The sequence below is a fragment of the Algoriphagus sp. TR-M9 genome (assembly GCF_027594545.1).
GTDB lineage: Bacteria > Bacteroidota > Bacteroidia > Cytophagales > Cyclobacteriaceae > Algoriphagus > Algoriphagus halophytocola.
In genome coordinates this window covers 3,044,956-3,057,137 of sequence record NZ_CP115160.1, presented here as the reverse complement: position 1 = coordinate 3,057,137, position 12,182 = coordinate 3,044,956, and the positions used below count along the sequence as shown (strand labels likewise).

The following is a 12,182-nucleotide window of genomic DNA, read 5'->3' as shown; positions in this document are numbered from 1 at the left end:
GAGGAGCTTATTCTCCTTTGAAGTGCGGCTGTCTTTTTTCCAGAAATGCGGAAGTTCCTTCTTTATAATCGCCTGATTTCACGCATCTGGCAAAGCTGTTTGCTTCAGTTTGAAAGCCGTTTTCATCCGGTACAAAGGCTGAATTTACACAGTCTATAATCATTCCAATAGCTAGTGGAGCCTTGCTCAATATTTTGCCAATAATTTCTTCTGCCTTTGCCATAGCTTCGTCTTTGGTGGGCACCACGTGATTTACCAAACCCAAGCTTTTGGCCTCTTCTGCACCGATCAGGTCCCCGGTCATCATGAGTTCATTGGCTTTGCCCCGTCCGACCAGGATAGTCAGTCGCTGCGTGCCACCATATCCTGGGATGATGCCCAGATTTACTTCTGGCTGTCCGAATTTTGCATTGGCGGTAGCTATCCGGAGATGGCAGGCCATAGCCAGTTCACATCCGCCCCCAAGTGTGTAGCCGTTTGTCACCGCGATGACAGGCTTGTGGCAATTCTCAATCATGCTGAAAATTTCCTGACCATTTTCAGAAAATTTCCTCGCATTCACTTCATTGAGGGTCGCGATCTCGCTGATGTCGGCTCCTGCCACAAAGGCTTTTTCACCTGCACCTGTGATGATCACTGCTTTAATCTCCTTGGTGTCTGAGACCTCCTCAAAGATTGACCTGAGCTCTTCCAGCGTGTCAAAGTTGAGGGCGTTCATCTTATCTTCTCTGTTGACGGTAAGATAAAGCACACCATTCTTTACTTCAGTAATGATATTTTGGAAATCAGCCATAGTTCGTCGTTGAGTATAAAACAAATATACAAGTGGGGGGTTCATTCCCAAACCACATGCCTAGAAAATAAAGGGCAGTGGAAGGTTGGTCCTGAATTTAAACGAATTAACTAGGGTAGGAAATTTGGAATTTATTCTAAGTCAAAATCCTGCTTTAACATTTTTATTTACTTTTGTTGTAAATAGAACATTTTAACTAAATCCGCTATTTAATATGTCTTCAAAAAGAAAAATTACGGTTGCTTATGGTGATGGGATAGGCCCGGAAATCATGAAAGCTACTTTGGCGATCCTAGAAGCTGCTGGTGCTCAACTCGAATACGATGTAATCGAAATCGGGGAGCAGGTGTACCTCAAAGGAATCAGTTCGGGTATGGAGCCTAATGCTTTTGAATCGCTAAGAGAAACGAAGGTTTTCTTGAAGGCACCGATTACCACTCCTCAGGGGGGAGGTTTTAAGTCCCTGAATGTAACGACCAGAACTTCTTTTGGGCTTTATGCCAATGTAAGACCATGTAAGGCTTTTTCTCCTTTTATCAAAACGCATTTTCCGGAGACAGATATGGTGATCATTCGCGAAAACGAAGAGGATCTTTATGCCGGAATAGAGCATAGACAGACGCAGGAGGTTTTCCAATCATTGAAATTGATCTCTAAGCCTGGTTCTGAAAAGATTATTCGCTATGCTTTTGAATATGCCAAAAAATACGGTCGCAAGAAGGTGACTTGCATGACTAAGGATAACATCATGAAGCTTGCCGATGGACTTTTTCACAAGACTTTTGATGAGGTGGCAAAGGAATATCCGGATATCAAATCTGACCATAAGATCATTGATATAGGAACTGCGCTGATCGCAGATAGACCAGAGACTTTTGATGTAGTGGTGACCTTAAACCTGTACGGAGATATTATTTCTGATGTGGCTGCTCAGGTGACAGGTTCGGTAGGACTGGGAGGCTCTGCCAATGTGGGTGAAGAAGTGGCTATGTTTGAAGCTATCCATGGATCTGCTCCGGATATCACAGGGATGGGCATAGCTAATCCGTCTGGCCTGCTGAATGGCGCCATCATGATGCTAGTACACATAGGTCAGCCTGAGGTAGCTGAGAAAATATCGAACGCTTGGATGAAGACTTTGGAAGATGGAATACACACCGGTGATATCTACCAGGAAGGTCTTTCTTCGAAGAAAGTGGGGACTGAAGAGTTTGCAAATGCAGTAATCGAAAGAATAGGCCAGGTTCCTTCCAAAATGATACCTGCGGAATTTGACAAGGATACCACCCCGATGAATGTATTTGTATCTCCAGTGACTAAAGCTGAAAAGGAGTTGATTGGAGTGGATGTGTTCGTAGATTGGGACGAGGCAGGAAGAGATCCCCAGGTGCTGGGAGAGAAGCTTCGCCAAGCCAATGCGGATGGGTTGCAATTAACCTTGATCACCAACAGAGGGATTAAAGTATTTCCAGGAGGAATGAAAGAGTCCTTCTGCACAGATCACTGGAGGTGCAGGTTCCAAAATGCAGAGCAGTCAAAGATTTCGCATGCGCAAATCCGTGAATTGCTCAAGCAGGTGGAAGAGCTTGGATTGGACTTTGTGAAAACAGAAAACCTGTATGCTTTTGATGGAGTGAGAGGTTATTCTCTTGCCCAGGGCGAATAAAGCAATTTGAGAATTCAACCTTGAAAGTTAATATGGGAGTGGGGTGACCTGCTCCCTTTTTTTAACCTCCAAGGTCGCAGCGTGGGACACAAAGCGCACAGCCTAATGAAACTGAGGGCAGTCCAAGTCTCAAGAGTTGGACTTACAAAAGTGAAATCTTCCAACTTCTATCGATCAAATAGAGACAGCTTGAAGGTTGCAGAGAAATAGACTTGAGTCGGAAGAATTGTGCCCTTGATCGAGTGAAAACTGAGCATGCGAACTTATGTTTTTACATATTTTTAATTTTATGGCCAGCTACTTGGTACTTAAGACTTAGGACATGGTACACTTATGAAAAAACGAGTTCTGATCATCACCTACTATTGGCCTCCGAGTGGAGGCTCAGGAGTACAGCGCTGGCTGAAATTCGCCAAATACCTGCCTGAGGCAGGTTGGGAACCAGTGGTTTTTACTCCTGAAAATCCAGATTTTGACCTGAGGGATGAAAGTTTGGAGGCGGAAGTTTCGCCACAGTTGGAAGTAATGAAATTCCCGATTTGGGAGCCTTACCAATTGCTGGATAAGCTGCGGGGAAAAAAGCAATCCCATCCTGGGCGAGTGCTGGAGCAAAAAGAGCAAAACTTCATCGAGCGGGCCGCCATCTGGCTTCGGTCGAATTTAATGATTCCAGATCCCCGTGTTTTTTGGGTGAAACCTTCGGTGAAATTCCTGACAGACCTAGTGAACAAAGGTCAGTTTGACGCAGTGATCACCACGGGGCCGCCACATTCTATGCATTTGATCGGGCGGAGTCTGAAGCGAAAAACAGGCGTTTTTTGGCTGGCTGACTTCAGAGATCCCTGGTCACAATGGGAGTTTCTAGACAAGCTTCCCATGCAAAATTACGTGCGGAAAAAGCACAAGCAACTTGAGGATTCAGTGCTGAGGGAAGCCGATGTAGTGACCACTATTTCACCCACTTTCCAGCAGGATTTGAAGCAATTGGCAGGGCGGAAAATCCACTTGCTTACAAATGGTTTTGATCCGGCAGATATGCCTTCTGCATTTCAGCCCAAGGAAAAATCCAGTGGTAAGTTACATTTAGTATATACGGGGATTATTGATTCTATCCGTAATCCTATGCCACTTCTGAAAGCCATGCGGGAGGAATTTTCAGAGGAAAAAGAGGAGGTTAAATTTACTTTTGTGGGAAGAGTGAGTGATCAGGTTCGAGCGGAAATAGCTTCGGATTCCTGGCTTTCTTCCCATGTGAAATTTGCAGGGTATGTTACTCATCAGGAGGTTTTTAACTTTTACGCCCAAGCAGATGCCTTGGCTTTGATACTCACCAATACCAAAAATGCCAAAGGTAATATCCCCGGCAAACTCTTTGAATATATGGCTACCCAGTTGCCTGTTTTGGCTTTGGGAGATCCTGAAGGGGATTCTGCAAAGATTTTGGGACAAGCAGGAGCCGGGATGGTTTTGGATCACTCCGACCATGTAGCGATTCAGGTTGCTTTGAGAAAGCTGTTTGAGCAGAGTGGCAATTCAGAGGCAAACTCATCGACAGCCCAGTATTCGAGAAAAAATCTAAGTTTTCAATTGGCTAAATTACTGGATGAAGGTTTCGTTTCTTGATCTCAAAAGAATAGATGAAGGATTAAAGGATGCGTTGAAATCCAAATTTGCGACCATGCTTGATGCAGGGGTTTTTTCTGGTGGAGAAGAGCTGAGATTATTGGAGAGTCATGTCTCAAGATACCTTGCTTCTCCCTATTCCATAGCCTGCGCCAATGGGACTGACGCGCTTGAATTGGCTTTGCGCGCGCTGGATGTTGGTTCCGGTGACGAGGTCATTGTTCCGGCACTGACCTGGGTATCTACTGCGGAAGTCGTGAAAGTCGTCGGGGCAAAACCTGTTTTTTGGGATACAGATGAGGATGGTTTGCTGGCAGCAGACTGGGGAAAAGCCATTACAGAACGTACCAAGGCTGTGATCCCGGTTCATCTCTATGGGAAAATGCAGGATATGGAGTCCCTGCTGTTTCAGGCAAAAAATCACAAGCTGTATGTAATCGAAGATGCTGCCCAGAGCTTTGGTTCCTTTGCAGCTGGCAAAGCGGCAGGCACTTTCGGTGATGTGGGTTGTCTGAGTTTTTATCCTACCAAAAATCTGGGAGCCCTGGGTGAAGCGGGAATGTGTTTGACTGATTCGGACTTGCTCAATGAGCGGATTCGAAGACTGCTAAACCATGGGCAGGTGGTGCGTGATGAACACGTAGAAGTAGGTAGGAATAGCAGAATGGACAGTGTACAAGCCGGGTTTTTAAATGTTTTCCTTCAGGAATTTACCAACCTTCAGCAGCGCAGGAAACAACTTGCTGCACAGTACCTCGATGGCTTGGGGGCTATTGCGGAGCTGAAATTGCCTTCAGGTGTAATGGAGTCTTCCCACAATGGCCACCTTTTTGTGGTTCAAACCTTATTTCGAGATGAATTGAAAAGTTTTCTCGCGAAGCATGAAATAGGAACTGCCATTCATTACCCGAAAATTTTGCCTGATATGCAGTCTTACGAGTGTAAAGGAGATTTTGCGAAAGCTAGAAAACTCAGCCAGAATGGGCTTTCTCTGCCTTTGAACCCTTGGCTCAAAACGGAAGAGGTGGACTATGTAATTTCGAAAGTGAAGGAGTTTTTCAATCAAAAATCAATGGATGTAAAAAAGCAACTCTGAAAGGTATATAGCTTTTTCACATCCATCAATTCTATCCTTTTGTACATTACCAGCGCATACCGCCACCGTACATCCCAACATTGATTTGGGGAGAAAATCCATAACCACCATAGGGGCCACCATAGTAGCTCATACCTACACCGCCCGAGACATACATATTGGCACAGGCTGTAAGGAGCATGGATGTGAATATGACCAGACCGAATACTAATAATTTCTTTTTCATTGCGATGTATAATTAGGGGTTATAAACTTGGACTGCTAAAGGAGCGCCTGTAGGATCCATCAAAAGCGCGACATTACCATTTCTGATTTCAGGATTTGGCTCTATCAATACTTTTCCGCCAGCTCGTGTTGCTTTTGCGATGGTTTCGCCCAAATCAGCCACTCGTAGATAAGGAACCCAGTGAGAGCGGACGGTTGGGGCAGGGTTTTTTAGCATTCCTGCACAGTTCAAGTCTCCCATTTTGAAAATGGTATAGGGTACTTTTTGGTTGTCTGTTTCTTCTGAAGTATAGCCCACTACGTTGGAATAGAAGGATTCGGAATCGTCCGTATCATTGGACCAAAGTTCTTGGCCTAAAAAGGTGTTTATCTCGGCTAAAGTCGGTTCTGGGTCACCATTGGCTAGTTTTACCAGAGAGATATGGGCTCCTTGGGGATCCTGGATGAATGAAATGGTGCCCCGATTGTCCACTTCCATTGCCTTTTTAAGGACTTTAGCTCCTTGGTTTTTGGCCTTTTGGGTAGAGGCACTCACATCAGGGACAGAAATGGCTCCAATCCACTCTCCGGAATTATTCTCAGTTTGATAGTATGCCATTAGTGCGACTGGTTTGTCCTCTTTTTTGAAAATCCAAACCATTTTTTCGTCCTCACCATAGGGGACGGTGGTCCACCCAAAAACAGATTCATAAAATGCTGCTGAGGCCTCTGGATTTGGTGAGGCTAAATCGTGCCAAACGACTCTGCCGGGCGTGTAATTCGTTTCACCGATTTGGGAAGCGATAGGTGGGGTAGCCCCTGGCGTACAGGCATAACCCATACATGCTAATGCAATTAGTGTAAAGATTTTTTTCATCAGTAAGCTTTAAAAAGAAGTGAGGGCATAAGTTAGTCAATTTTGAAAGAGTTTTAAGCCTCAATGGGATTTAAGGAACCTGAATGTAAGGTACTATGGCAAGGGATTTTTGGCTAATTTCCCCAATGACTTGGACCCAAGCCCCTTTATATGTCAGCGGGATGCTCTGCATGTTCGTGTTTTTAGCAGTTTGGCTAGGAACAAAGAAAGGATGGAGGACTGTGGGATCGCCGATTCTAGTGATTCTGATGACTGCTGTGGCAGCTAATACCGGCCTGATTCCCACGGCTACTCAGGGTCATTCAGTTTACGCCTCTGTATTTGTGTATTTGGCTCCTATGGGGATTTTTATAGCACTACTGGAGGTAGATCTCAGAAGCCTGAAACATGCAGGTGCGCCTATTCTGCAGATGTTTTGCATAGGAGCTACAGGGACTTTGATCGGGGTTTTTGTCGCTTGGAATTTGGTGCAGCCCGCGGTTTTGATTGGTCCTCTGGCCCATGCCGTGGCAGGAATGTACACGGGTACCTACATCGGAGGAAGTATAAATTTCAATGCAATTGCCTTGAACTATCAAGTGAATGAACACGCGGATTTATTTGCTGCAACCACAGTGGTGGATAATTTGATCGGCACACCTTGGATCATTGCTACATTGATTTTGCCTAAATATCTTCAGAAAATTTACCCCAGGAAAAAAAGACTTCCAGATCCCAGCTTCGCAAAAGCTATGAAAAGTAATGAACCAATTAATATTCAGAGTTTGGTAGGGATTTTTGGATTGGCGCTGCTGGCCATGGCTTTCTCCAAACTGCTTAGTACATGGCTTCCATCCATACCTGAAATACTTACGCTGACTACCATAGCCCTGATTTTGGCGCAGATTCCTGTGGTGAAGCACTTGAAAGGAGCACATACTCTCGGGTTTTTTATCATATTGATTTTTTTAGCTACCGTGGGAACACTCTGTGATTTGAAAACCATCACTTCCCTAGGTGAAGTGGCGGGGACTTTGATCTGGTTTGTGGTGATTATGGTACTGGTGCATGGATTTGTGATTTTTGGGATTGGAGCTTTACTCCGAATGGATTGGGACATAATAGCGGTGGCTTCCCAGGCAAATGTAGGCGGCAATACCACCGCTCTGGCTGCGGCTGAAAGTTTAGAAAGGCCGGATTTATTGATCCCGGGAGTTTTGGTGGGTAGCCTAGGCAATGCCCTCGGTACTTATGCAGGATTTATGGTGGCAGGGATGCTGGGCTGATTAGCCTTGATACAGGAAAGATTTAGGAAGGATCTACATCCACCACAAAGCGCACCGAGCGAAATTCAGGTCTGGATTTGAGCTCTTCAGTGATTTTCCATAGGTGCTCTTTGAAGATAACTGGCGTATTTCCTGAGCGGTCCAATTTGATCAAACTCTCAAACTGATATTGATTTTTGATTCTGGCAATGATGCCTTTCTCCGGCCCAAGGACGATTTTCTTAATTGGAATCTCGGCCATCCCATGATGGAGATTCAGCGCAGCTTTTTCAGCTATTTTAAAGTCCGTATGCCGCGTTGTGATCTTTACCAATTTCACAAAAGGTGGATAGTAAAACTTCTTCCGGTCATGAATCTCATGATTGAAAAATTCAAAATAGTCCCCTTTAATTACCTGAGCGTACATCTGGGTTTCTGGATCTCTAGTTTGCAAAATCACCTGTCCCTGCGCTTCTCTCCGTCCTGCGCGACCTGCAACTTGAGTGATTTGCTGATAGGCTCTTTCTCCAGCACGGAAATCGGGGAAATTCAATATTCGATCTCCGTCCCAAATCCCAACTACAGTCACACGCCCAAAGTCCAGTCCTTTGGTGATCATCTGTGTACCTACCAAAATATCCAGATTTCCAGACCCAAATTCATCCAATAAGCGCTGGTATCCATGCTTGTTTCTAGTCGTGTCCAGATCCATTCTGCCAATTCTAGCTTCTGGGAAAAGCAAACTCAAAGATTCCTCGATCCGCTCTGTTCCCATTCCCATCGTGGTCAATTGGGTGCTTCCACAAGCGGGGCATGAGCTGGGTGATTTTTCCTTATAACCACAATAATGGCAGCGGAGCTCTTCGGAAAACTGATGGTAAGTGAGACTAACATCGCATTGCACGCATTGCCCAGTCCAGCCGCAATCCTCACATTGTATGTATGGGGAATATCCACGACGGTTTTGGAAAATCAAGACCTGCTCTTGCTTGGCAAGTGCATCCTGGATTTTCTCTCTGAGAATTCTGCTGGTATCAAGTTTTAGTAAGTTTTTGCGCTTGTCTGCAGCCAAATCTGCCAAATGGAATTGTGGCATGCTCGCATCTCCAAAGCGGTGGGTCAACTCCACGTAGCCGAATTTGCCTTGGCTGGCATTGAAATAGGATTCAAATGAAGGTGTGGCGGAACCCAATAATGTCCTTGCCTGATGGAAATAGGCCAGCATAATAGCCGAATCTCTTGCTTGAAACCGTGGTGCCGGATCAAACTGCTTGTAGCTAGACTCATGTTCTTCATCCACGATGATTAGCCCTAAACTATCAAAAGGCAAAAAGATGGATGATCGAACTCCAACCACGAATGAAAACCTTCCACTTAATACACCATTCCAAACTTCCACGCGCTCATTGTCAGAATACTTGGAGTGATACACACCCATTTGGCTTCCAAATACTTTCTTCAGCCTGCTTACAATCTGTGTGGTAAGGGCTATTTCAGGCAATAGTAGCAAAACCTGAGAACCTGAATCCAACACTTCCCGGATCATCTGAATGTAAATCTCAGTTTTTCCACTGCCTGTTACTCCATGAAGAAGTACCGTTTGCTTGCTTTCAAACTGATGCTTGATCTCTTCGAAAGCGGCTTGCTGACTGGTGGAAAGGACAGCCGGTTCGGACTCTGGTTCTTCCTCGGCAAGTCTGTTCACCACCACTTTGAAAGATTCGAAGATGCCGTTTTTGATCAGCGTTTTTACAGAACTTTCTGAGTCTCCTTCTTCTAAAAGCGTAGCCTTGTCCAACCCTTTTTCATTGGATTGGGGTTTTTGCAAGACTGGGACGTCACGTAGGTATTTCAGTAAGACTGATTCCTGTTTCGCTTTGCCTGCCAGGCTATCAAAAACTTCCTGCAAGGCATTTTTACTGGTAGCAATTTCAGGGGTCAGTCGAATTCTTGTTTCTACCTTTGGAGTATATTTTTCCTGTACTTTTTCAAAAATCAGAATCGCTTCTTTTTTGACCAGACTCTTCAGGATGGGGTGAATGCTTTTAATGGAAAGCACCTTTTCGCAGTCCTCGTATGAAAGCTCAGGTTGGTTATCCAATGCATCCAAAATCAAGATTTCCCGAGCATCCAAGGGGTATTTGCTCTCCTCTCTATTGAAATTCGGGTTGAGCTGCACTTTACTTTCGCTACTCAATCTTAACCCAGTTGGCAACGCTGCATGCATCACTTCCCCGATATGACAGAAGTAATACTCAGCCATCCATACCCAGAAACGGATCTGAAGTGGGTTCACGCTGGGGGAATCGTCCAAAACTTCCAGAATTGGCTTTGCTTGATAGGCCTGCGGAGGTTTATTGTGAACTTTCCCTATGATTCCCGTAAGGACTTTTTTCTTCCCAAACTGCACAATTACTCTGGAGCCTAGGTTAATCTCGGACTGCATGGAATAGGGGATGCTATAAGTAAACATCCGCGGGATAGGAACGGGCAGAATGATATCTGCGAAATTATTTCCGCTTCCAGAAGGATATAAATCTTGATCTGAAAAAAGGCTTTCCAAGGATTAAGCTAAATAGGGAAGTTGTGAAATCGCTTCTTCATAATTGCTCACAGGTTTGCGGCAGGCATGATCAAAGCAAACATAAATTAAGGCATTTCCAGCCGAATCAGGAGTCTTGTCCGAAAGAATAGCGGCATTTTCTGTCAAAGATTCTGCGAATGCCAAAATCATATTAGGAGTATAGTTTTGCTGAAATTCTTTTGCTCTTTCAGCTGCGCCTTTACCTACAATGGCAATTTCAGCAGTTGGAACCAATTTTTCCAAAAATAGGCTCGCCCAGTTGCAAAGGAAGCCGGGTTCTTTAAGGATAAGTTCTTTCATGCCTCCTAGCATTTTTGATGCTATTTCCGAGTATTTTTCTTCATAGGTGAAAAGCGATAGTCTATGGAGATTTCTTGCCATAATCGAATTGGAAGCAGGAATTACATTGTCAAAAAGCTCCTTTTTATTCGCGATTAGTTTTTCTGCTGTAGGATTGTTGAAGAAGAAAAAGCCATCGGATTCATCATGAAATTCCGCAATGCAAAAATCCGTGAGAGATCTTGCCAAATCCAGCCATCGCGCATTTCCACTTGCTTCAAAAGCCATCATGGACGCTCGGATCACTGCAGCATAATCCTCCAGAAAACCTGGAGTATAGGCACTTCCGTTTTTATAAGCTCGATGCAAAACTCCATCAATTAGAAGTTTGTCCTCCAGAAATTCCAGGTTTCGAATTGCTAAATCCAGCATGCTTTTCTGACCCGTTGCATAATAAGCCTGAATCAAACCAGCGCTCATCAATCCATTCCATCCGCTGAGAATTTTATCGTCTTTTCCAGGATAAATCTGCTGATTTCGGACTTCCAGAAGTTTAGCTTTTATTCCTTTTAATTTTAATTGAAATTCAACTGAGTCTATCCCAAACTCCTCTGCAATTGTCTGCTCGCTTTCGGTTTGGAACAAAATATTCACTCCATCTTCCCAGTTTCCACCCGGCTTGAGGTTGTAAAGTTTGCTAAACCAAGGTAGTTCCTCAGGGATCAATTCCTTCAGTTCCTCATACCTCCAAACATAGAATTTACCTTCCACTCCTTCCGAATCAGCATCTTGGGCAGCGTGGAATCCGCCTTCTCCATTGAGCATTTCTGCTTCCAACCAAGCGACCGTTTCAGTGACTTTTTCTTTGAAAAACTCATCCTTGCTCACCTGATAGGCTTTGGCATACAATTCCACTAATTGTCCATTGTCGTAAAGCATCTTTTCGAAGTGTGGTGCAAACCACTCGCCATCTACGGAATATCTTGCAAATCCACCTCTCAGCTGATCATAGATTCCGCCCATTCCGATCTTTTTCAATGTGAAAAAGACTTTTTCCAGCACTTGATCATTTTTGCTTAGCAGGGCATAATCTAGGGTGAAATGCCAGATTGCCGGCATGGGGAACTTAGGCACTCGGTTCATACCGCCCCATTCCGAGTCGAACTGGGAAATTATCTTGGTGGCGATCTCTGCAAGTTCATCTGGATCCAATTCCTGATTTCCAGCTAAGATTCCATATTTATCGGTTTCCCGTCTGTTTAGACTATTTCCAAAACCTTCCGCACTTTCCGCCAATTGATCCTCATGGTTTTCAAAAGCATCGGCAATGTTTGACAAAAGGCCTTTCCATTGCTGGTTTGGGAAATAAGTCCCTCCATAAAAGGGTTTTTGATTCGGCATCAGAAACACATTCAGCGGCCATCCGCCTTGCAATCCCATGGCCTGAACCGCGTCCATGTAAATATTGTCGATATCAGGACGCTCTTCCCGGTCGATTTTGATGCAGACGAAATGTGCGTTCATGAGCTCAGCGGTGGCTTCATCTTCGAAACTTTCCCGTTCCATCACATGGCACCAGTGGCAAGCAGAGTAGCCAATGGATACCAAAATCGGCTTGTTTTCGCTTTTCGCTTTTTCCAGTGCTTCTGGTCCCCAAGGCATCCAGTCCACCGGATTGTGGGCGTGTTGGAGGAGGTAAGGAGATTGGGAGTGGAGGAGAAGGTTTGACATTTTAGATTGGAAAATTTTAGGATTTGAAAATTGAAAAATTTTGTGAAAGTATAAGCTTTGGAAATCCTCCTAGGGTTTCAAACCC

General features: G+C 44.7%; 9 protein-coding genes. 4 read left to right on the top strand and 5 right to left on the bottom strand.

The annotated features are described in order from the left end of the window. Nucleotides 1–7: 7 nt before the first annotated feature. On the bottom strand, nucleotides 8–793 hold the full coding sequence (locus PBT90_RS12805; protein ID WP_264810982.1) for an enoyl-CoA hydratase/isomerase family protein: 786 nt from the start codon (nucleotides 791–793) through the stop codon (nucleotides 8–10). A gap of 214 nt (nucleotides 794–1,007) precedes the next feature. On the opposite strand from PBT90_RS12805, the gene PBT90_RS12800 reads away from it, so the two are divergent. From PBT90_RS12800 to PBT90_RS12790, 3 genes are all read left to right on the top strand, one after another. Next, nucleotides 1,008–2,459: an NADP-dependent isocitrate dehydrogenase gene (locus PBT90_RS12800; RefSeq protein WP_264810981.1), complete on the top strand. Its 1,452-nt coding sequence runs from the start codon at nucleotides 1,008–1,010 to the stop codon at nucleotides 2,457–2,459. Between the two features lie 333 nt (nucleotides 2,460–2,792). Then, a complete protein-coding gene (locus PBT90_RS12795; RefSeq protein WP_270129609.1) occupies nucleotides 2,793–4,082 on the top strand; it encodes a glycosyltransferase family 4 protein in 1,290 nt (429 codons plus the stop codon). Continuing rightward, nucleotides 4,063–5,178, top strand: a complete 1,116-nt coding sequence (locus PBT90_RS12790) for a DegT/DnrJ/EryC1/StrS family aminotransferase (protein ID WP_270129608.1) — start codon at nucleotides 4,063–4,065, stop codon at nucleotides 5,176–5,178. The genes PBT90_RS12795 and PBT90_RS12790 overlap by 20 nt, the downstream gene beginning before the upstream one ends. 46 nt (nucleotides 5,179–5,224) lie before the next feature. Here PBT90_RS12790 and PBT90_RS12785 read toward each other — a convergent pair whose 3' ends face one another. Then, a complete protein-coding gene (locus PBT90_RS12785) occupies nucleotides 5,225–5,404 on the bottom strand; it encodes a hypothetical protein (RefSeq protein WP_264810978.1) in 180 nt (59 codons plus the stop codon). A 12-nt stretch (nucleotides 5,405–5,416) separates the two neighbouring features. Then, nucleotides 5,417–6,259 (bottom strand): VOC family protein, encoded by an 843-nt coding sequence (locus PBT90_RS12780; protein ID WP_270129607.1) that lies wholly within the window; start codon nucleotides 6,257–6,259, stop codon nucleotides 5,417–5,419. 125 nt (nucleotides 6,260–6,384) lie between these two features. Between PBT90_RS12780 and PBT90_RS12775 the strand changes: the two genes are divergently transcribed. After that, complete coding sequence (locus tag PBT90_RS12775; protein ID WP_270129606.1) at nucleotides 6,385–7,524, top strand: DUF819 family protein; 1,140 nt, start codon at nucleotides 6,385–6,387, stop codon at nucleotides 7,522–7,524. Between the two features lie 22 nt (nucleotides 7,525–7,546). Here the strand turns inward: PBT90_RS12775 and priA are convergent, their stop codons facing one another. Further along, nucleotides 7,547–10,066 carry a replication restart helicase PriA gene (gene priA / locus PBT90_RS12770; protein WP_270129605.1) on the bottom strand — a complete coding sequence of 840 codons (2,520 nt, stop codon included), beginning with the start codon at nucleotides 10,064–10,066 and terminating at the stop codon, nucleotides 7,547–7,549. Between the two features lie 3 nt (nucleotides 10,067–10,069). Further along, nucleotides 10,070–12,097, bottom strand: a complete 2,028-nt coding sequence (locus PBT90_RS12765; RefSeq protein WP_270129604.1) for a thioredoxin domain-containing protein — start codon at nucleotides 12,095–12,097, stop codon at nucleotides 10,070–10,072. Nucleotides 12,098–12,182 lie beyond the last annotated feature (85 nt).

Excerpts from the sequence above, each read along its gene's own strand:
- PBT90_RS12800 (WP_264810981.1), top strand. The coding sequence starts at position 1,008 with ATGTCTTCAAAAAGAAAAATTACGGTTGCTTATGGTGATGGGATAGGC.
- PBT90_RS12785 (WP_264810978.1), bottom strand. The coding sequence starts at position 5,404 with ATGAAAAAGAAATTATTAGTATTCGGTCTGGTCATATTCACATCCATG.
- PBT90_RS12790 (WP_270129608.1), top strand. The coding sequence starts at position 4,063 with ATGAAGGTTTCGTTTCTTGATCTCAAAAGAATAGATGAAGGATTAAAG.
- PBT90_RS12775 (WP_270129606.1), top strand. The coding sequence starts at position 6,385 with ATGACTTGGACCCAAGCCCCTTTATATGTCAGCGGGATGCTCTGCATG.
- PBT90_RS12795 (WP_270129609.1), top strand. The coding sequence starts at position 2,793 with ATGAAAAAACGAGTTCTGATCATCACCTACTATTGGCCTCCGAGTGGA.
- PBT90_RS12765 (WP_270129604.1), bottom strand. The coding sequence starts at position 12,097 with ATGTCAAACCTTCTCCTCCACTCCCAATCTCCTTACCTCCTCCAACAC.
- PBT90_RS12780 (WP_270129607.1), bottom strand. The coding sequence starts at position 6,259 with ATGAAAAAAATCTTTACACTAATTGCATTAGCATGTATGGGTTATGCC.
- PBT90_RS12805 (WP_264810982.1), bottom strand. The coding sequence starts at position 793 with ATGGCTGATTTCCAAAATATCATTACTGAAGTAAAGAATGGTGTGCTT.